Origin of the sequence: Paenarthrobacter sp. NyZ202 (assembly GCF_049860755.1) — a bacterium.
In the GTDB taxonomy this organism is placed as follows: Bacteria; Actinomycetota; Actinomycetes; order Actinomycetales; family Micrococcaceae; genus Arthrobacter.
In genome coordinates this window covers 794,017-814,722 of record NZ_CP187556.1, presented here as the reverse complement: position 1 = coordinate 814,722, position 20,706 = coordinate 794,017, and the positions used below count along the sequence as shown (strand labels likewise).

The 20,706-nt window shown below is 64.1% G+C and carries 17 protein-coding genes; 9 read left to right on the top strand and 8 right to left on the bottom strand.

The annotated features are described in order from the left end of the window. The first annotated feature begins 17 nt into the window (after nt 1–17). From ACPFL9_RS03945 to ACPFL9_RS03935, 3 genes are read left to right on the top strand one after another with little or no spacing between them, the layout of a single operon-like run. Nucleotides 18–653: a DUF4232 domain-containing protein gene (locus tag ACPFL9_RS03945; protein ID WP_426005975.1), complete on the top strand. Its 636-nt coding sequence runs from the start codon at nt 18–20 to the stop codon at nt 651–653. 55 nt (nt 654–708) lie between these two features. Next, on the top strand, nt 709–5,688 hold the full coding sequence (locus tag ACPFL9_RS03940; protein ID WP_426005974.1) for an Lhr family ATP-dependent helicase: 4,980 nt from the start codon (nt 709–711) through the stop codon (nt 5,686–5,688). Continuing rightward, nucleotides 5,681–6,511 carry a DNA-formamidopyrimidine glycosylase family protein gene (locus ACPFL9_RS03935; protein ID WP_426005972.1) on the top strand — a complete coding sequence of 277 codons (831 nt, stop codon included), beginning with the start codon at nt 5,681–5,683 and terminating at the stop codon, nt 6,509–6,511. Before ACPFL9_RS03940 ends, ACPFL9_RS03935 begins: the two co-directional genes overlap by 8 nt. Here the strand turns inward: ACPFL9_RS03935 and ACPFL9_RS03930 are convergent. Beyond that, on the bottom strand, nt 6,508–7,557 hold the full coding sequence (locus tag ACPFL9_RS03930) for a LacI family DNA-binding transcriptional regulator (protein WP_426005971.1): 1,050 nt from the start codon (nt 7,555–7,557) through the stop codon (nt 6,508–6,510). The genes ACPFL9_RS03935 and ACPFL9_RS03930 overlap by 4 nt on opposite strands. 352 nt (nt 7,558–7,909) lie before the next feature. Here ACPFL9_RS03930 and ACPFL9_RS03925 point away from each other — a divergent pair, with 352 nt between their 5' ends. From ACPFL9_RS03925 to ACPFL9_RS03915, 3 genes are all read left to right on the top strand, one after another. Beyond that, on the top strand, nt 7,910–9,223 hold the full coding sequence (locus tag ACPFL9_RS03925; protein ID WP_426005970.1) for an ABC transporter substrate-binding protein: 1,314 nt from the start codon (nt 7,910–7,912) through the stop codon (nt 9,221–9,223). A 78-nt stretch (nt 9,224–9,301) separates the two neighbouring features. Beyond that, on the top strand, nt 9,302–10,243 hold the full coding sequence (locus ACPFL9_RS03920; protein WP_426005969.1) for a carbohydrate ABC transporter permease: 942 nt from the start codon (nt 9,302–9,304) through the stop codon (nt 10,241–10,243). Further along, nucleotides 10,227–11,168, top strand: a complete 942-nt coding sequence (locus tag ACPFL9_RS03915; RefSeq protein ID WP_426005968.1) for a carbohydrate ABC transporter permease — start codon at nt 10,227–10,229, stop codon at nt 11,166–11,168. The genes ACPFL9_RS03920 and ACPFL9_RS03915 overlap by 17 nt, the downstream gene beginning before the upstream one ends. A 50-nt stretch (nt 11,169–11,218) precedes the next feature. Here the strand turns inward: ACPFL9_RS03915 and ACPFL9_RS03910 are convergent, their stop codons facing one another. Then, entirely contained in the window at nt 11,219–11,848 is a 630-nt protein-coding gene (locus ACPFL9_RS03910; RefSeq protein ID WP_426005967.1) for a YczE/YyaS/YitT family protein, read from the bottom strand. Nucleotides 11,849–11,908: 60 nt separating this feature from the next. On the opposite strand from ACPFL9_RS03910, the gene ACPFL9_RS03905 reads away from it, so the two are divergent. After that, nucleotides 11,909–13,366, top strand: coding sequence for a PLP-dependent aminotransferase family protein (locus tag ACPFL9_RS03905; RefSeq protein ID WP_426005966.1), 1,458 nt, complete (start codon nt 11,909–11,911; stop codon nt 13,364–13,366). 126 nt (nt 13,367–13,492) lie between these two features. On the opposite strand, the gene ACPFL9_RS03900 is transcribed toward ACPFL9_RS03905, so the two are convergent. Both ACPFL9_RS03900 and ACPFL9_RS03895 read right to left on the bottom strand, forming a co-directional pair. Then, entirely contained in the window at nt 13,493–14,182 is a 690-nt protein-coding gene (locus tag ACPFL9_RS03900; protein WP_426005964.1) for an SRPBCC family protein, read from the bottom strand. Continuing rightward, on the bottom strand, nt 14,172–14,807 hold the full coding sequence (locus ACPFL9_RS03895; RefSeq protein WP_426005962.1) for an ArsR/SmtB family transcription factor: 636 nt from the start codon (nt 14,805–14,807) through the stop codon (nt 14,172–14,174). The genes ACPFL9_RS03900 and ACPFL9_RS03895 overlap by 11 nt, the downstream gene beginning before the upstream one ends. A gap of 150 nt (nt 14,808–14,957) precedes the next feature. Between ACPFL9_RS03895 and ACPFL9_RS03890 the strand changes: the two genes are divergently transcribed. Then, a complete protein-coding gene (locus ACPFL9_RS03890; protein ID WP_426007481.1) occupies nt 14,958–15,887 on the top strand; it encodes a pseudouridine synthase in 930 nt (309 codons plus the stop codon). Nucleotides 15,888–15,914: 27 nt separating this feature from the next. Here ACPFL9_RS03890 and ACPFL9_RS03885 read toward each other — a convergent pair whose 3' ends face one another. Beyond that, entirely contained in the window at nt 15,915–16,454 is a 540-nt protein-coding gene (locus ACPFL9_RS03885) for an O-acetyl-ADP-ribose deacetylase (protein WP_426005960.1), read from the bottom strand. 53 nt (nt 16,455–16,507) lie between these two features. Between ACPFL9_RS03885 and ACPFL9_RS03880 the strand changes: the two genes are divergently transcribed. Beyond that, nucleotides 16,508–17,167 (top strand): DedA family protein, encoded by a 660-nt coding sequence (locus ACPFL9_RS03880; RefSeq protein WP_426005959.1) that lies wholly within the window; start codon nt 16,508–16,510, stop codon nt 17,165–17,167. Here ACPFL9_RS03880 and ACPFL9_RS03875 read toward each other — a convergent pair. The 3 genes from ACPFL9_RS03875 to ACPFL9_RS03865 form a co-directional block, all read right to left on the bottom strand. Further along, a complete protein-coding gene (locus ACPFL9_RS03875; protein ID WP_426005958.1) occupies nt 17,164–17,469 on the bottom strand; it encodes a hypothetical protein in 306 nt (101 codons plus the stop codon). The genes ACPFL9_RS03880 and ACPFL9_RS03875 overlap by 4 nt on opposite strands. 29 nt (nt 17,470–17,498) lie before the next feature. Further along, entirely contained in the window at nt 17,499–20,297 is a 2,799-nt protein-coding gene (gene ppc / locus ACPFL9_RS03870; protein ID WP_426005957.1) for a phosphoenolpyruvate carboxylase, read from the bottom strand. Nucleotides 20,298–20,413: 116 nt separating this feature from the next. Next, nucleotides 20,414–20,701, bottom strand: a complete 288-nt coding sequence (locus ACPFL9_RS03865; RefSeq protein ID WP_426005956.1) for a hypothetical protein — start codon at nt 20,699–20,701, stop codon at nt 20,414–20,416. Nucleotides 20,702–20,706: the final 5 nt, after the last annotated feature.

Genomic DNA, 20,706 nt, shown 5'->3' with positions numbered 1-20,706 from the left:
CCGCAAGGCTGGTGCCCATGTGGACTCAGCGCATCAAAACCGGACTTGTACTGACGACGACGGCGGCCACCACGGCGCTCCTTCTTGCCGGCTGCGGGCCAAGCCCCAGCCCCTCGGGCACCACCAGCGCCTCACCCACCCAGTCGCAGTCGCCAAGTACGACGTCGGCATCGCCCACGGTTTCCCCCTCGCCTTCTGCGACGGGCTCAGCAACGTCCGCCGCTCCCGCGGGGCCCGCCTTGTGCAAAGCGGCTTCGCTGACGGCCTCAACAGACTCCACCGGCGGCGGTGCTGCGGGCAGCATCTACGAAAAACTGATTCTGACCAACTCCGGCACGGCCCCCTGTGTCCTGGAAGGCTTCGCCGGTGTCTCACTGACGGCCGATGCCAACGGCGAGCCGATCGGGGAGCCCGCCACCCGCGAAACCACCACGCCTGTTACGCGGATCGAACTTGCGCCGGGAAAGGCTGCCTGGGCTGAGCTGAAGTACACGCAGGCCGGCAACTACGGGGACTGCACGCGGGTTCCTGCCGCCGGGTTCCGTATCTATCCACCGGAGGACACGGCCTCGCTCTTCGTCGCAGAACCGCACGATGCCTGCAGCAATCCGGGCATCAAACTCCTGACCATCACAGCTTTCCAGGCCGTCTGAGGCCGACCCCGCGGCCCCGGCTTATTCTGTCGGGGCCGTGGGGCATGATGGAGGAATGCAGGAGCAGCAGGCGTCCGCAGGCGCCATCCGCCGTTTCAGCCAGGCAACCAGGGAATGGTTCCTCGGCGCATTTTCCGTGCCTACGCCTGCGCAGGATGGCGCGTGGAATGCCATTTCCTCCGGTTCGCATGCCTTGGTGGTGGCTCCGACGGGCTCCGGAAAAACGCTTGCTGCCTTCCTGTGGGCCCTGGACCGATTGCATTCCTCGCCAACGGACACCCTGCCCGGCCTTGAAGACGCAGCCCCGGGCAAGCGTGCCAAAAAACCCAAGACCAAAACCCGGGTCCTCTATATTTCGCCGTTGAAGGCCCTCGGCGTAGACGTGGAACGCAACCTTCGCTCGCCGCTGATCGGAATCACGCAGACAGCCAAACGTTTGGGGCTCCCCGCGCCGCTGGTGACGGTCGGCGTCCGCTCCGGGGATACGACGGCGGCGGACCGCCGTTCGCTGTTGTCCAACCCTCCGGATATCCTCATCACCACTCCGGAATCCCTGTTCCTCATGCTGACCTCCCGGGCACGGGAGACACTCAGCGAAGTCGATACGGTGATCATCGACGAAGTCCATGCCGTTGCGGGGACCAAGCGCGGCGCCCACCTGGCTGTGTCCTTGGAGCGGCTCGATGCCCTCCTGCCAAAACCCGCCCAGCGCATTGGCCTCTCGGCCACGGTGCAGCCGCGCGAGCTAGTGGCACAATTCCTGGCAGGGCAGGCTCCGGTGGAGATTGTCGCTCCGCCGTCCAAGAAGAATTGGAACCTCACAGTCACGGTCCCTGTTGAGGACATGTCCGACCTCCAAGGTGCTTCCGGAGCCTTCGACTCCGGCCCTGCCTCCGGACTACAGCCGCAGGCCTCCATCTGGCCCCATGTGGAGGAAAAGATCGTGGATCTTGTCCTCTCCAAGCAATCCACCATCGTGTTCGCCAACTCCCGCCGTTTGGCCGAACGCCTGACCGCCCGGCTCAACGAGATCTACGCGGAACGCCAGCTGATGGCTGAAGCCGGGTCGGTTTGGGAGGCGCCTGCCCAAGCCGAAGGTGCCGGCAACCGGGGTACAGGGCCCTCGCCCTCCGCACCTTCTGATGCTGGTGGCGGTGGCGCGGCCACTACGGCCAAGGTACCCGTCTCCACTGCGACTCCGGCCCACATGATGGCCCAGGCCGGAAGCACCACAGGCGCTGATCCTGTCCTTGCCCGCGCCCATCACGGCTCCGTGTCCAAGGACCAACGTGCGCTGATCGAGGACGACTTGAAGTCGGGCCGGCTTCGGTGCGTTGTGGCTACGTCTTCGCTGGAGCTTGGCATCGACATGGGTGCCGTGGACTTGGTCATCCAGGTGGAATCACCCCCGTCGGTGGCCAGTGGCCTGCAGCGCGTGGGCCGTGCGGGCCACCAGGTGGGCGAGATCTCCGAGGGCGTGCTCTTTCCCAAGCACCGCGCGGACCTGCTCCACACCAGCGTCACTGTGGAGCGCATGCTCAATGGCCAGATCGAGCGGCTCAGCATCCCCGCCAACCCGTTGGACATCCTCGCCCAGCAGACGGTGGCAGCCACGGCGTTGGGCAGCATCGATGTGGAGGAATGGTTCAGCACGGTCCGGCGCTCAGCGCCCTTCGCCAGCCTCCCCCGATCGGCTTTCGAGGCGACCCTGGACTTGTTGGCAGGCCGGTACCCCTCCGATGAGTTCGCCGAGCTCCGGCCACGCATTGTCTGGGACCGGCATGCGGGAACCATCGAAGGCAGGCCCGGCTCCCAGCGCCTGGCGGTGACCTCGGGCGGAACCATTCCGGACCGGGGCCTGTTCGGCGTCTACATCATCGGTACTGAAGTTGAAGGAACCGGTTCTTCCGGCGAGGGTGACGGTTCCGGCGCTTCAGCGCGGGCAGCGAAAGGCGGCCGCCGCGTCGGCGAACTCGACGAGGAAATGGTCTACGAATCACGGGTGGGAGACATCTTCGCACTGGGGGCCACCAGCTGGAAGATCGAAGACATCACCCACGACCGTGTGCTGGTATCCCCCGCGTTCGGCCAACCTGGAAAGCTGCCCTTCTGGAAGGGTGATTCACTGGGCCGCCCGGTGGATCTGGGCCGCGCCCTCGGCGCCTTCATCCGGGAACTCTCCGCGGCCGATCCCGAGCCAGCCATGGAACGCTGCCAGGCAAGCGGCCTGGATGCATTTGCCGCCAGTAACCTGCTGCAGTATCTGGACGAGCAGAAACAGGCCACGGAAGTCGTTCCGAGTGACCGGACCCTGGTAGTGGAACGATTCCATGATGAGCTGGGCGACTGGCGGGTGGTGCTGCACAGCCCGTTCGGCATGCCCGTCCACGCTCCCTGGGCCCTGGCAGTCGGACAAAGGCTGCAGCAACGCTATGGCCTGGACGGTTCGGCGATGGCGGCAGACGACGGCATAGTCCTGCGCGTCCCCATGATGGAGGATGAGCCGCCGGGCGCTGAGCTTTTCCTCTTCGACCCCGAGGAACTCGAGCAGATCGTCACCGCCGAGGTCGGTGGCAGCGCCCTCTTCGCTTCGCGTTTCAGGGAATGCGCAGCCCGCGCCCTGCTCTTGCCACGCCAAAATCCCACCAAGCGCCAACCCTTGTGGCAGCAGCGCCAGCGTTCTGCCCAATTGCTGGACGTCGCCAAGAAGTACCCTGCTTTTCCCATCGTGCTCGAAACAGTCCGGGAGTGCCTGCAGGACGTCTACGACCTCCCTGCTTTGAAGGACATCGCGGCATCGGTTGAGCGCCGGGAACTGCGCATTGTCCAAACCACCACGCAGCAGCCGTCTCCCTTCGCCAAGTCGTTGTTGTTCGGGTACGTGGCGCAGTTCCTCTACGAGGGCGACTCTCCCCTGGCCGAGCGTCGTGCCGCCGCCCTTGCGTTGGACTCCACGCTCCTCAACGAACTCCTGGGCCGGGTGGAGCTGCGCGAACTCCTGGACGCCAAGGTTATCGACACCACGGAGCACGAGCTGCAACGGCTGGTGCCGGATCGGCGCGTACGCGGCATGGAAGGGGTTGCGGACCTGCTGCGGTTGCTGGGTCCGCTGGCGGTGGAGGAAGTGGCCGAACGTTTGCAAGGCCCGGACAACCTGGCCACGCCCGGGACGGACGACGTATCCGAGCAAATCAGCGCGCCACCGGCCACGCCGGCTGAGGCTGAATTGCATCTCCTGGCACTCCAGAAAGCCAACCGTGCGCTCAAGGTGACCATTGGCGGCGTCGAACGTTTCGCTGCGGTGGAAGATGCCGCCCGTCTGCGCGACGCCATCGGTGTCCCCCTGCCCATGGGCGTTCCGCTGGCCTTCATCGAACCGGTCAACGATCCCCTTGGCGACCTCGTCTCGAGGTATGCCAGGACTCATGGGCCTTTCACGGCCGCAGAAGCGGCCACCCGGCTGGGACTGGGCGTCGCGGTCGTCACTACGGCCCTGAAACGGTTGGCGGGTGACGGCCGTGTTGTCGAGGGGGAGTTCCGGCCGCACGCTGTGGCCACCACGCCCGACGCAGGCACGGAGTCCCTCGAAGCCCCGCCTTCCAGCGAATGGTGCGATGCCGAGGTCCTGCGAAAGCTCCGGCGCCGTTCCCTTGCGGCGTTGCGGGCCGAAGTGGAGCCGGTCGACGCCGCGGCGTATGGCCGTTTCCTTCCGGCGTGGCAGAACGTCGCTGCTCCCGGTAAGTCGCGCAGCCAGGCACTGCGCGGGCTGGACGGCATCATCACCGCTGTTGATCAGCTATCGGGGGTTCCGGTTCCGGCGTCAGCGTGGGAGCCCTTGGTCCTCGCGAGCCGCGTTGCCGACTACAAACCCGCCATGCTGGACGAACTCATGGCAGCGGGCGAACTTCTCTGGTCCGGTGCCGGGTCCCTGCCGGGAAACGACGGATGGATCAGCCTCCACGTGGCTGATTCCGCGGAGCTCACCCTCAACCCGTCCCCGGAGTTCGAACCCGGTGACGCCCAGCAACGCCTGCTCGAATACCTGGGCGCGGGAGGCGGCTACTTCTTCCGGCAGCTCACCGACGTCGCCGGCGGCATGGACTCCGTACTCAGCGACGACGCCGTGGTTTCCGCCCTGTGGGATCTCGTATGGGCGGGCCGGGTCACAGGAGACACCTTCGCCCCGGTGCGGGCCATGATCGCGGGCGGACGAACGGCACACCGCCAGGTCGCCAAGGCGCCACGGGCGCGGGCGCCGCGGATGAGCAGGCTCGGCCGGCACGGCGCCGGACTCCTGGGAACACCCGGCCTGACCGGAGGCCGCTACGGATCCGTGGCCGCGCAGGCACCTACGCCGCCACTCGCCGTCGGGCGCTGGTCAGCGCTGCCCCTGCCGGAACTGGACCCGACCATCCATGCGCGCGGCACCGCCGAACTCCTCCTGGACCGCTACGGAGTGGTCACCCGCGGTTCTGTGATGGCCGAAAACATCCTGGGCGGGTTTGGCCTTATGTACAAAGTGCTCGCACGGCTTGAGGAAGCCGGACGCTGCCGCCGCGGATACTTCATTGAGCACCTCGGTGCTGCCCAGTTCGCCGTACCCGCCACTGTTGACCGGCTGCGGTCCTTCACCGAGGACGCGCGGATCGCTGCAGCGGAACCGTCGGCGCTGGCCTTGGCCGCCACCGACCCCGCCAATCCATACGGCGCGGCCCTCCCCTGGCCGTCAGTAGCCGGCGACGCGGGTTCGGGGCACCGTCCGGGCAGGAAGGCCGGCGCCTTGGTGGTAATGGTCGACGGCGCGCTGGTCCTTTACGTAGAACGCGGCGGGAAGACGTTGCTGACGTTCAGCCACGACGAGGCCGCCCTGGCAGTCGCCGCAGAGGCGCTGGTGGCAGTGGTCCGGCGGGGCGCCGTAGACAAGCTGTTCATGGAAAAGGTCAACGGACACGACCTCCTGGAAACCCCGGTTGCCGTGGCCCTTGCCGCTGCGGGAGCTTACTCTACGCCGAAGGGATTGCGGATCCGTGCCTGAAGGGGACTCCATTTGGCGGGCCGCCCACAAACTGAACCAGGCGCTGGCCGGCCAGGTGATCACGGCGTCGGACTTCCGCGTACCCCGCTTCGCAACGCTGAACCTGGCAGGGTGGACCATGACCGAGGTGGTGGCGCGGGGAAAGCACCTGCTGATGCGCCTTGTGGGCCCTGAAGACAAGGAACCCGGAGCCAGCCGGACACCCCGCGCCCTGACCATCCACTCGCATTTGAAGATGGAGGGGGCCTGGATGGTCTACGCCCCCGGTGGGCGCTGGACCAAGCCAGGCCACACAGCCCGGTGCGTGCTGCGGACCGCCGTGGCGGACGCCGTCGGATTCTCGCTTGGCATCCTTGAGGTGATACCCACCGGAGAGGAAGACAAGGTGGTTGGACACCTTGGCCCGGACCTCCTGGGGCCGGACTGGGATGAGGAAGAAGCCCTGCGGAGGCTCCGGGCCGAACCCGAGGTTCCTGTGGGCTACGCGTTGCTGGACCAGCGCAAGCTTGCCGGGATCGGCAACATCTACCGCTGTGACTCCTGCTTTTTGTCAGGCATCCACCCGGCGGTACCGGTCGGCCAGGTCCCGGACCTTGCAAAGATCGTCAATGACGCAAAGCGCCTCCTGGGCGAAAACCTCGGTCCGGGACGGCGGTCAACCTTGGGCCCCCGCGCCATGCGTCCCGGCTACTGGGTGTACGGAAGGACCCGGCAGCCGTGCCGGCGGTGCGGTACTCCTGTGCAGCACGGCCTCCTTGCCGCCCCTGATGGCACCGAGGAAAGGGACATCTACTTCTGTCCGCGGTGCCAGCCCGGCTCCTAGTGCCCAGGCCCCGCGTCCTGGCCGGCGAAGCCCGTTGACTCACGACGGACAATCCTGAATCCGGCTTTGACCGTTTTGGGTGCGGATCCCTCCTCGCTTTCTTGGATGCGGTCCACCAGCAGTCCAACGGCTGTCTCTGCGATCTCCGTCCTGCCCGGATCAACGCTGCTCAATGAAGGCAGGGAGTATCGGCCCTCGTCCAGATTGTCGAAACCCATCAGGGCCACGTCGTCCGGAATGCGTATGCCAGCCTGCGCCAGGGCCCTTAGAGCGCCGAGGGCCAAGGTGTCGTTGAGGGCAAAGATCGCGTCGAAACCGACGCCGGTGGCGAGAAGATGCTCCACGGCATGCACACCCGTTTCCCTGCCCCAGACTCCGCCCCGCATTATCAAGGCCGGATCAGGTTTGATGCCGTACTGTTCCAAGGCCTGCGCGTACCCTCGCTCCCTTAGGCTCGCTGAACTAGCGTCGTCTTCCGTAGCGGCCGCGGCGCCCACCAAGGCAATCCTCGTCCGGCCGATGCCCAATAAATGATCAACGGCGGCCCGGGCAGATGAGGTGTTGTGCATGGTTACGTGATCCGTGGGGCCATGGAAGATGCGTTCGCCGAGAAGGACCAGAGGATCGGCGGTATTCAGGACATGGACGTCCTGCTGACCCAGGGCCGCCGGGCTGAACAGCAGGCCGTCGATAAACCGAAGCTGGCCGCCCGAAAGGACAGAGAGCTCCTTTTGTCGATCACCGTTTGTCTGCTCGATCAGGACCCGGAGCCCGCGCTTGGCGGCTGCGCGGATGACGGCGTCAGCGAGTTCGGCGAAGTAGGACTCACGGAGGGATGGAACAGCCAGGCCGATCACCCCGGTCTTGCCGGATCGCAGACCACGCGCTGACAGGTTGGGACGGTATCCCATCTCCGACATCAGGCGTTGCACCCGCTCGCGGGTGACAGCTCCCACCTTGGGGTTATCGTTCAGGACGTTCGACACCGTCTTGATGGAAACGCCCGCTGCCCGCGCTACATCGTGAAGCGTCGGGTTCGTAGTCATGTGGCCTTTCCATCCCCGGCAGGATCTCCGATCAGGGCATTGCGTAGATCATAACTTCACAATCCGGACTCCCGGAGATTTCCTTGACGGCTCTCTCCCCGCAGCCCTAGCATTAGGTTCAACGTTGTACCCGACCATTTGGTTGGAGTTTCTTGAGCTCACGCCGGAGCATTGACCCTCCGCGTGCGGCTCAAACCCCGCGCCACCGTCTCCGCCCACAAGAATTGGAGACCCTCCCATTCCCATGGCTCACAGGTACGGTTCTGCCCTATTTATACAACGTTGTAAATGGCCGAGCCGGGGACATCCCCGATTCCGGAAGAGACGCTCATCGACGACGAAGGAGTAAACAATGCTGAAAAAGAGTCTTGTGGCTGCAGTGACCATCATCGCCTCAGCCCTCGCCCTTAGTGGGTGCTCAGGAGGGACGGCACCAGCGGCTGACAAGGCTGTTCCCACGGACAAGCCCATCACGCTCACCGTGTGGAGTTGGGACGGAACAGTCAAGGAAGCAGTGCCCGGATTCCAAAAGCTCCACCCGAATATCACCGTCAAAGTAGTGAATGCAGGCTCATCCACCGATGAGTACACTGCCTTGGACAATGCCATCCAGGCAGGATCCGGCGTGCCTGACATTGCCATGTTCGAGTACTTCTCCCTGCCGCTTTTCGCCATCCCCGGGAAGCTCACCGACCTTTCGGAATTCGGCGCCAAGGACCTGGCCAAGGATTACGTCGACGCCGCCTGGGGCAACGTAACGATCGACGGAAAACCGTATGGCCTTCCCTCTGACTACGGCCCCGCCGCCATGTTCTACAACCAGGAAGTACTCACACGAGCGGGCGTTTCGACGCCGCCGGCCACGTGGGACGAGTATTACGACGCCGCCAAGAAGGTCCGCGCTCTGGGCGGCGATCACTACATCACCAACGACTCGGCCGACATCTTCCTGCTGATGTCACTCATGTGGGAAGGCGGCGGCCGTCCTTTCAAGGTGGATGGAACGGACGTCACCATTGACTTCAAGGACGCCGGAAGCAGCCGGGCAGTCGAATACTGGCAAAAGCTTATCGACGAAGACCTGGTCAACACGAAGGTGACCGGCTGGTCCGATGACTGGAACCGCGGCCTCAACGAAGGGACGCTGGCAACCCAGCTCATTGGTGGCTGGTTCACCTCCACGCTCCCGGAGAGGGCTCCGGACGCGGCAGGGAACTTCCGCATTGCTCCGCTGCCCCAGTGGAAGGCCGGGGAAACGTCCGGCGCGGAGAACGGTGGGAGCGCCATGGCCATACCGGCCGCCGCCCAGAACAAGGAAGCCGCGTACGCCTTCCTTGAGTACTTCACGCACGGAGACGGGCTACAGTCCCGGATCGATGCCGGAGCCTTTGTTCCCAACCTCTCCAACCTCAACAACGAAGAGTTCCTGAATACCACCAACACATTCTTCGGGGACCAGAAATACAACCAGGTCCTTGCCGAAGCCTCCAAGAATGTGGGCACCGGATGGCAGTACCCACCCTTCTTCGGCTGGGCCCGTTCCAACTACGAAGATGTGGCGGCGCCGCTGTATGACAGCAAGACCGGCACCCTCGCCGAGGTGCTCGAAACGTGGAAGCAGCGCAGCATCGCCTACGGCAACGAACAGGGATTCACCGTCCGATAGCAGCACCGTTGCCGTGCGGCACGCAACCGCACGGCAACGGTTCCTGTTATGTCGATGAATCATGAAAGTAGGATTCCCATGAGTCGCCACTTGCTCGCGAGCAGCAGATCGGAACCAGCCTTGTCACCTGAACCCGCCGTCTTCCGACGGCCCAGGCGACCCAAGGCCGGCTTGTTCTTTATCGCCCCTTTCGGTGTGCTGTTCCTCTTCGTCTTCATCATCCCGATCTGCTATTCCGCCTACACCAGCCTGTTCCAGAACAAGCTGATCGGCGGGAAGGTGTTCATCGGTCTGGACAATTACGTCAAGCTGTTCCAGGACAGCCAGTTCTACGACGGCGCCATCCGGGTTGTGTTGTTCACCGCTATCCAGGTGCCCATCATGCTCTTTTGCGCCATTGCACTGGCCCTGGCCTTGGATTCGCTCAAGTTGCACGGTGCCCGGTTCTTTCGCATCGTCGTTTTTCTGCCCTACGCCATCCCCGCCATCGTCTCCACGCTCATGTGGGGTTTCATGCTGGGAATCAAGTACGGGCTGTTGGGGAGCCTGAACCAGGCCGCGGGCACTTCCTTCAACCCCTTCGCGCCTGAGACCACGATGACGTCCATAGGAATCATGGTCACGTGGGGTTTCACGGGATATAACATGCTGATCTTCTATGCGGCACTCCGCGCTGTGCCCAGGGAACTCTACGAGGCCGCTGCCATTGACGGAGCGTCCGAGTGGCAAATCGTCCGGCACATCAAATTGCCTGCCTTGCGTTCCTCCCTGGTGGTCACGATCATCTTCTCGATCATTGGAACCTTCCAGTTGTTCAACGAGCCGAACATCCTGGCCACGCTGGTCTCCAACAGCGGCATCACCTCGTATTACACACCAAACATGTACGCCTACAGCCTTGCTTTCAACGGGTCGCAGCAAGGGTACGCTGCCGCACTGGCCTTGGTCATGGCGGTCTTCACCATCGCCATCGCGTACATCGTGCAAATCAAGGGAATGAAGAATGTCCTCAACAAGTAGCCAGGTCGCCACCCCCGCGCCTCCCCGGCAATCGCCAACTCCGGCCCAAGGGCCGCGCCGGAAGCTGTACACGATGATGAACCCGAAGAAGAGCACGGGCATTACTGTCCTGACGGGAATTTTCGCACTGTACTGCCTGGTGCCGATGGTGTGGCTCGTTATCAACGCCACCAAGACTCAAGGCGATTTCGTTTCATCATTCGGGCTTGGCTTCGGCCGGGAGTTTGCCCTCTGGGACAATGTGGTGCAGGTGTTCACCTTCCAGGAAGGCATCTTCACGCGATGGCTCCTGAACACGGTCCTTTACGTGATCGTTGGCGCCGTGGTGTCAACGTTCCTGGCTGCGCTGGGCGGCTATGCCTTGGCCAAACATGACTTCGTGGGTCGGCGCGCTTTCCTGCTCGTCGTCCTGGGTTCGATCTCGGTACCGGGCATCGCGTTGGCCATCCCCCAGTTTCTGCTCTTCGCCCAGCTGGGAATCACCAACACCCCTTGGGCGGTGCTCATTCCATCCTTTATCAATCCCTTTGGCCTCTACCTCATGTGGGTGTTTGCAGACCAAGCCGTGCCCAACGCATTGATCGAGGCTGCGCGGATCGACGGTGCGGGTGAATTCCGGATCTTCCTGCAGATCGCCATGCCCATGCTGGCACCTGCCACCGTGACAGTCCTGCTGTTCTCCTTTGTTTCCATCTGGAACAACTACTTCCTGCCGCTCATCATGCTCAAGGATCCCGCGTGGTACCCGTTGACCATCGGAATCAACCAGTGGAACAAGCTGGGCTCCACTGCGGGCAACGGCGAATTGATCCAGAACCTGGTCATCACCGGTTCGCTGTTGATGATAATTCCGCTGATCATCGCGTTCCTCAGCCTGCAAAGATACTGGCAGTCCGGCCTGTCACTGGGGGCCGTCAAGGATTAGACGCGCAGGGGCCCGAGCTCCATGCCGGGCCCCTGATCTGCAGTTCGTCATCAGGCAGCCCGGGCGGCCTCCACGGATTCCGTGGGGGCCGTCACCGTGCCGCGCTCGGGCACCATGAACCTTGGCAGCAGCAACTGCACGATCGGCCCGATAGCCAGCGCGTAAACCACTGTTCCCACGCCCACGGACCCACCCAGCAACCAGCCCACAGCCAGCACCACAACCTCGATGCCTGTGCGGACCAACCGAACCGACCACCCGGTACGGCGCACGAGTCCGGTCATCAGGCCGTCACGTGCACCGGGGCCAAGCCGCGCCCCGATATAGCAGGCGGAGGCGATGCCGTTGAGGATCACGGCCCCGGCCAGCATGGCGATCTGGCCGCCAAGGTGGGAGAACACGGGAATCAGCCATAAACCCAGGTCCGCGAAAAGACCTACCAGCACTGCGTTCGCGAGCGTTCCAATCCCGGGCATCTGCCGCAGCGGGATCCAGAGGAGCAGGACCAGGAAACTAACGGCGATGACCACCACTCCAATGCTGAAGCCGGTCTTTTGGGACACGCCTTGGTGGAACACGTCCCAGGGATCCAAGCCAAGTCCGGCGCGGATGAACATGGCCAGTGATATGCCGTACATCGCGAGGCCGATCAGGAGCTGGGTGATTCTTCGGGTCATCATGAACCCATCTTTGCTAGAAACTGGCCTTGTTTTCCATAGCCAGTTTGGAATACTGGACTGATGTCAGGCCTACTGAACCCGATCGCATTGACCCGCCTTCTTGGCTCCTGGAATTCCGGTACCCTGCCCGCATACCGCGAGCTTGCCGACGTCGTACGCTTGCTGGTGATGGACGGACGCATTCCGCTTGACGTCGCGCTCCCCAGCGAAAGGGCGCTGGCCCAGACGCTGGGACTGAGCCGAACCACGGTCACCGCCGCGTATTCAAGCCTGCGCGAGCAGGGCTTCCTGACCACCGGCCAGGGCAGCCGGGGACGGACCTGCATTCCGCAACGCACCTCTCCGGTGACCATGCCGGGGCTGGCGGCGCCGGAGGGATTGCTGGACCTGGCCTACGCATCCCTGCCGGCAGCGGGCGAGGTGGTCCACCGCGCGTTCGCCGATGCCCTGACCGAACTCCCGGCCCTCCTGCCCGGATTTGGCTACGACGCGGTGGGTGTCCCCGCACTGCGGCAGGCCATAGCGGACAAATACACAGCCGACGGCGTCCCAACAAACGCCCAACAGATCCTGGTGACCTCCGGAGCGCAGCACGCGTTGAACATCGTCCTGAAGACCCTGGCCGGAAAGCAGGACAAAGTGCTGGTGGAACACCCCTCCTACCCGAACGCCCTCGACGCCATCCGGGCCGCCGGCTGCCGCCCCTTTCCCGTCGCCCTCCCTGCCGCGGGTTCCGCGCCGGCCTGGGACATTGACGCGATGGAGGCCGCGATGCACCATCATCGACCTGCCATGGCCTACCTTGTTCCGGACTTCCACAACCCCACGGGCCGTATCATGTCCGGGCTGCAGCGCCGGCGACTGGCGCGGGCAGCGGCGTCCGCGGGGACGGTCCTGGTGGTGGATGAGACACTCCGGGGGTTGAACCTCGACGGCGTCAGTGCCGCACCGATGGCGGCGTTCAGTCCCACCGTGGTTTCCATCGGCTCGCTCAGCAAATCCCACTGGGCCGGCCTCCGCACCGGCTGGATCCGGGCCGACGAAGCCTTGGTCAACCGCATGGTCACCACACGGACCACCATGGATCTGGGCGGCCCCATGGTGGAGCAACTGGCTGCTGCCCGGCTGGTCAGCGCCTACTCCGAGCCCCTCGATGCACGGCTGGCAGAACTCCGCAACAACCGGGATTCGTTGATGGAATTGCTGGCTGAACATTTGCCGTCGTGGGATCCTGAGCGACCCCAGGGCGGGCTCACAGTGTGGTGCAGACTGCCCAGCCCCTGCAGCACGGCCCTGACGGTGCTCGCTCCGGAATTTGGAGTCCGGCTGGCCGCCGGGCCGAGGTTCGGGGTGGGCGGTGCCTTTGAGCACTACATGCGTGTCCCTTACACCTTGCCACCTGCCCAACTGGAGGTGGCCGTCCGGGCACTGCGGGCCGCCCAGGACAAGCTCGACGCCTCGCCCCAACTCCGCCGCAGCCTCAAGACCGAGCGGCCGGCCGCCGTCGGAGTCGCCTAACTGCCGCCCGCCGGGTCCACCCGGGCACCCCAACTAGGTCGCAGTTAAGCGCGTTTTCAGGCTTCAAAACGCGCACAAGTGCGACCCAGTTGGGTCCCGGGCGCCGTGCAGGGGCGGGGCGGGTGGCTACGCGTAGACCTTCTCCAGGAAGGCACCCCACTTCTTGGCCGTCAGCTCGGAATCACCCGCGCCAAATTGGTGGACGGTCATACCTACCGGCGCCCCAAAGGCATTGCGCCCAAAGAACCGGTACAAAGCATCGCCGGTGCGCAGTCCCAGGAAGTTCTCATTGGCGAAGTCCACCTCACCGCTCAGCCGCCCCACGCCGTCGACGTCTACCTCGAATGCCGAGCCCGCGGCGAGGTCCTCCACTCCGAGCGCCTTCTTGAGCTGCACAAATCCATCGGGCGATTGCGACGACGCCGGAGCCTGAACGTCCGTAAACACCACCGGCTGTCCATCGAAGTACTTCAGGTACTGCCCCAGGGTGTGCAGGTAGAACTCGGTGTGCTTACTGGCGCCGTCGTACTGCTCATCCCAGTTGTCGGCGAAGATTCCGCTGTGGACGTAGTGCAGCCTGGCCCGGCCGCCCTCCACCGGCTCCAGGACGTGCTCCAACTGGTTGAACCAACCATCGGGACCGTCCATCCGCGTGACGAGGTGGCCTGGGTATTCATCCACGGTCCGGACGGCCGGCCACTGGTCCGTGGGGAACATCCAGGCGGAGGTGTCCGCTGTGACCGCCTGCCAGACCCGCTCGGGGGTTCCCGGCAGTTCGGTATCGGCCACGATTTCAAATTCACGGTTACTGGTCATTGCCCTGGTCCTTTTCTACTGTGACTTCTGTTGAGGGGGTCTTGAGTGCGGGATGAAGTACGACGACGAGGCGATGCTTGCGTCCGCCGCCCGCCACCGCGGTACCGCCGTCGTGGTATTTGTCGACGAGCCGTGTGACCGCAACGCCGAGCTCTTCCGCGAACGCCGCGCGATCGGCGGCGGAACGGAAGGTAATCTCACCGTCGATGGCGAAGCTGGCGAGCTTCTTCCTGGCAGCGGCTGCCCCGGAAATGAGCTTGCCCATTTCCTGTACGGTGCGGGAGGCGAGCGACAACAGCCAGAACGCGGAGAACCTGTCCGCGAAGCGCCGAGGGTCCGGCGCCACGGAGGCCAACGCCACCGGCGAGATCAGGTAGGAGCCCGCGGTGGCCCGCAGTACGCGCTCGGTGACGTTGCCTTTGCGCCGTTCCTCGACCAGCTCCACCAAACCGTGGTGCTCAAGTGCTTTGAGGTGGTAGTTGACCTTCTGGCGCGGCATTCCCACCTTGACCGCGAGCTGCGTGGCCGAGGCGGGCTCGGCCAGTTCCCGCAGGATACGGGTTCGGATCGGGTCCAGCGATACTTCCGCTGCCGCCGGGTCCTCGATCACTTCGATGTCCAACATGGTTCCAGTATGCTTACCGACAACTTTTTTTGTCAAGAACTTTTTTATGTTCGGACCTGAGTCCGTGGTGGAGCCCTCTGAACAAGCCAAACCAGCCCCCGAGCACGCAAAGCGGGCCGCACAGCTCAGGCAAAGTAGAATTGTCCGGTGATGCAATCCCCCCTCCCTGTGCGCGATGGCGTGAACGCAACCCGCCTCCGCCTGCCGGACGAGGGCCCATGGGACACCGCGATGGACTACATGATGCATCGATGGGGACACATTGACCCCCAAGGCATCGAGGACCGCTTCGACGCCGGGGAGATCGTAGGCGAGGGCGGGGTGCCTTTGGACCGCAGTACCAAACTGGAGGACCACACCTTCATTTGGTACTACAGGACCCTCCCGCCGGAGACGCGACTGCCCGTGGAAATCAACATTCTGCACCAGGACGAGCACATCCTGGTGGTGGACAAGCCGCACTTCCTCCCGACCACTCCCGGGGGCACATACATCCAGGAATCGGCGCTGGTCCGGCTTCGGAACCTGCTCGATCTCCCGGATCTCATTCCCATGCACCGGCTGGACCGCATGACTGCCGGCATCCTGCTGCTCTCCACCAACCCGGAAACCCGGGGCAGGTACCAGGTCCTGTTCGAGAAGCGACAGGTCCAAAAAGAATACGAGTGCGTGTCCGCCGCGGCACCCGCCGCCGGCTATCCCGCCGTCGAATTCCCCACGGTGGTCCGCAACCGCATGACCAAGTCGCGCAGCTACCTGTTGGCGGAAGTGGTGGACGGCGAGCCGAACGCAGAAACGCGCATCGAGCAGGTAAGGACGTTCGACGCCGGGACGCACCAGCGTGCGCTGTACCGGCTGGAACCGCACACCGGAAAAACGCATCAGCTCCGCGTGCATATGGCCTCGCTGGGCCTGTGGATTGTGAACGATGCGTTTTATCCTGACCTCCTGGACAAGGCGCCGGACGACTACGGCAAACCGCTGCAACTCCTGGCGCGTGGCATCCGCTTCGTGGACCCCATCAGCAAACAACCGGTCGAATACCGCAGCGGCCTGGAGCTCAGCGAAGCCCGGCCCTGAGCACTCCGTTCGCGCTTTGAGTGTGGGTCACGCGCCGAACACAGTGCGGAAGACCGCCGTCGTCTCCTCGGAGAAGAGCACGAACTCAACCACCTCAAGGCTGGTGACCCCGGAACCGCTTCCGGCAGCAACTGCTGCCAACTCATTCACCGCGTCGCGGGCTGTTTCCGCCACTTGGCGGGCGTCCCACCCGTAGATTCCCGCACTGACGGCGGGGAACGCCACGCTGCGTGCGCCGACCTCCCCGGCCACACGAAGGCTTTCCCTGAAACAGGAGGCAAGAAGGTCCGGGTCGGTCTGGCCCGCATGCCGGTTGGGTCCTACGGTGTGGATCACCCACTGCGCAGGAAGCCTGAAACCCGGCGTTGCTACGGCACTACCTGTCGGGAGCCCGTCGGGAAGCCGGGTACGCCGCAGTTCACGGCAGGCTGCCAGCAACTCCGGCCCCGCAGCCCGGTGGATGGCACCATCCACTCCCCCTCCACCGAGCAGTGAGGAATTCGCGGCGTTCACAATCGCATCGACGCGGCGGGTGGTGATGTCTCCGTGCAGGATCTCAGTGCGCATGGGGACAGTCTTCCGCCGTGCTGTGACCGCAGCAAGTGCGGTACGTTGTGCCCATGGACTTCATCGCCCCGGAGTTGTGGGGATCGGCAATCTACCTCTGGATTGTGCCGATCGTGCTGGGCGATGCCATCTTCCCGCCCATTCCGTCCGAGATGGTGGTCATCACCGGAGGTGCGCTGGCGGCGGACGGACATGCGAACTTCTGGCTGGTCCTGATGTTGGCCGCTTCCGCTTCCTGGCTGGGTGACGTGGCGGTCTACCTGCTCTTCAAACGCAGGATCAGCCATGTGCTGGACCGCTGGGCCTGGGGCAGGAAAGTGCACAAAGGCATCCACGAAGCCATCGCCAAAGCCGGGCGTTCCTCCACCTACGGGACGATCATCGGAGCACGATTCATTCCCGGCGGCCGGCTCGCCACGTCCGCTGCTGCCGGCATTGCCAATGTCTCAGTCCGGGGATTCAGTCTCTGCGCCGGTTTAGGAGCAGTCTTGTGGGCAGTATGGCAGGTGGGCCTGGGCTACTTCACAGGCTCCACCACCAAACTGCCCTTCTGGGCGAGCTCGCTGATAGGCGTCGGGGTCGGGCTTGTCATCGGCGTGGTGGTCGGGTTCATCGTGACCCGGCGCCGGGGCGACCCTTCTCCAGTGGATGAACCCTACGACGGCGACGAACCATACGACGGCGGGCCCGGCGCAGTCCCGCAACCCGACTAAACCGGCGCCCAGCGTCCCCGGCTGCGCCGCAGGACATACAGGCTCCCTGTCAGGGCAACGCGTTCGACGGCGTCGCGCATCATGGCTGCCGACGTGCGGGCTTCGTTGTTCTCACCAGCGTAGTCGCGGGCGTCCACCATGAACCGCAGGCTGATCTGGGGAACGCCGCCCACGATATCCAGCTGGTTGGACTCCACGTGATGCCGGGTTTCCAGGGCTTCGACGGCGGCGGCCATCACGGACTCAGGCGGGTTCCCCGGCTTGAGTCCGGTGATCTTCAACTTGGTCTGGAACGACGGCATCCCACCACCCTAACGTCCCCCATCCGATGCTATCCGGTGTTGCGCAGCCCTGCGGCTACACCATTGACCGTGATCAGCATGGCACGCTGGAGGCGCTCGTCGATCTCCGCTCCGGAAACCGAAGCTTCCCGGACACGACGCAGCAACTCCACCTGCAGGTAGCTGATGGGGTCAAGGTACTGGTCGCGGATTTCAAGGGACCTCTTGAGCGTGGGCTGGGCATCCAGAAGCTCGATCTCACCGGTGAGCCGCTCAATCTCGGCCACGGTGAGCTCATACTCATCACGGATCATGTGGAACAGGCGGTGCAGTTCTTCAGGTACCAGCGATGAGACGTAGTGGCCGGCGATTTCCATGTCCGTCTTGGCCAGCGTCATTTCTACGTTGGAAATCACCGAACGGAAGAAGTGCCAGCGGTCCATCATTTCCATGAGCTGGTCCGTGTTGCCGGCCTCGCGGGCTGCCTTCAAACCCGAACCCACACCAAACCAACCAGGCACGATCTGCCGTGACTGCGTCCACCCGAAAACCCAGGGAATGGCGCGCAAGCCGCCGAGCCCGGCCCCCGAGTCGGGACGTTTGGACGGACGGGAGCCGATGTTCAGCGAGCCCAGCTGTTCCACTGGCGTGGAGGCCAGGAAGTACGCCGGAAGATCGGGATCGTCAATCAGCGAACGGTAGCGGGCGAAAGCGCCGTCGGAGATGATCTCCATGACGTTGGCATAGCGTTCCCGCTCATCCTCCGACGTTCGCGGGGTCCGGTGCAACGCCGAGCCCTGCATGACTGCGGCCAGCGACAGCTCCAGGTTTTCCCGGGCAAGGTCGGGCAGCGAGTACTTGTCGGAGATGACCTCGCCCTGCTCCGTGAACTTGATTTCACCTTCAAGGACGCCGTTGGGCTGGGCCATGATCGCGTCATACGTGGGCCCGCCGCCACGGCCCACGGAACCGCCACGACCGTGGAACAAACGGACGCGGACGCCGTGCTTGGCAGCAACATCGCGCAGCTTGCGCTGGGTCTTGTGAATCTCCCATTGACTGGTCATCACGCCGGACTCCTTGTTGGAGTCGGAGTAGCCCAGCATGATTTCCTGGATGTCGCCCCGCAGGCGAACCAGTTCGCGGTAGGACGGATCGGACAGCAACTGGTCCACGATTTCGGCGGAAGCCCTCAGTTCCTCCACGGTTTCCAACAGCGGGGCAAAACCGATCTTGGCGTGCGGCTTGGAACCGTACAGGTCGATCAAGCCTGCTTCCCGCGCAAGGACCGCGGCGGCAAGGACATCGTCTGCGCCACGCGTCATGGAGATGATGTACGTCTCCACAACGTCAGGGCCGTAAGTGTGCAGGGCCTGGCGGATGCTGCGGAAGACATCGTAGGTGCCGTCGGCGGTTCCCTCGAGCTTGATCGGGTGCCCGGACAGCGGGCGGCGCGATGCCAGTTCGGCCCCCAGGAATTCGAAGCGCTCCGCGCGCGTCAGGGAACCGTACGGCTTCTCGGTGCCCAGGCGGTCAACCAACTGACCCACGGCATCGTGGTGGTAATCGGCGTGCTCCCGGATGTCCAGGGTTGCCAGATGCAACCCGAACGCTGCAATGGCGCGCCGTACCCGGGCAAGTGCTCCATCGGCCACCAGTGCTGCCGAGTGGTTCCGGAGGGAGGACTCCAGCAAACCGAATTCGGCCAGCAATTCGGAGGTGGTGGCGTAGTCGCGTCCGGGCTCATGGTAGGACGAAGCGGCGACCCTGCGGCCTGTGTTGATGAGCTTCGCCTTGATGCAGGTCAGCTTGAGGCGGTACGGCTCCTGCGCGTTGAGCTCCAGGATCCGCTTGTCCAAACCGGGAAGGTTCTTGAGGTCCACGTCGATTGAGTCAAGCAACTCCTGGTCCGCCCCAAAGAGTGCGGTCGAGTTGGAAAGCACGGAGATCAACTCGTCAATCAGGGCAATGCTGATACGCACGGCGTTCTGATTCTGCAACTGGAGGATTTCCCTCGTGACACCTGCCGTGACATTCGGGTTGCCATCGCGGTCGCCGCCGATCCACGAACCAAACCTCAAGGGAGCCCCGCCGGACGGAAGGGCAACGCCGTGCTCGGCGAGGAGCTCGGAAAGCTCCGTCAGCATCTCCGGCATGGCATCGGTGAGGATGCTGTTCAGGTAGTAGATGGCATTCCGGGCCTCATCCACGGGCGTGGGGCGCACCTGGCGCAGCTCATCCGTTTGCCACATCTGGTCGATGATTTCGGCCAGCTGGCGGTCCTGCCTGCGGCGGGCGGACGTGCCTTCCTCGGTGGGCTGCGCCAGGACATCCGAAAGCTTCCGGATCTTGTCCAGCACCGAACGACGGGAAGCCTCAGTGGGGTGCGCCGTGAAAATCGGGCGGACATCGAGTTCGTTGACGACGTCCTGCAATACCTCCGGACCTGCCTGGCCAGCGATCTCGGCGACGGCCTTCGCCAGCCACCCGTCCTTTTCCTGCCGCGTGCGGAGTCCACGGACGCGGTGCACCTGTTCGGCCGCGTTGCTGAGGTGGAAGTAGAACGCAAAAGCCCGCACCAGGTCGGTCGCCTGGTCGAGGGGCAGGGAGGCGAGCAACTCGCGGACCTGGGCTACGACGTCGTGCGCGCTCCAAGGGCCGGTCGCATCGGCGCCGCCGCGCGCGGCTTCCTTGGATTCCTTGGTCAGCAGGCGGACCTGTTCCACCAGTTCCAGCAATTCCGGACCGTGCTGCCGCACGAGGGATTCGCCCAGGAGAGTGGAGACGCGGCGCACGTCGGCGCGCAGCTCGGCGGCGAGATCGGTGTCTTGATGGGCAGTGTGAACCATAGATACTTACCTTCGGGATCTGGTGTGGCCCGTACACTGCGCTGGATACTGTGAGCCGGATTACTTATGTTTCCCAAGGATCTTACCCGCCCCAAAGTTAACCGCGGGAATGTGTCTCAGATCCTGGCGTCACCTGGATCGGAACGTGCAGAATCGATACCCGGGGTCCGTGGCCCGGCTGCGTAGCGTTCATGCCGGCGTTGGCGCAGTTCCTCTGCCGCCGCCGCTGATTCCTGCTTGGTGGGCGCACCCGTGGCGGGATCGATCATGGACAACACGCTGCCCAGGGTGCCGGTAGCGCCCTTGCCGGGCACACCCCGCTGGATCAACCGCGTACCGCCCCAGACTGCGGCAACGATGAGACCGATGCTGACCAGCGCCGAAAACAACCCGTCCATCCCCATGCGCT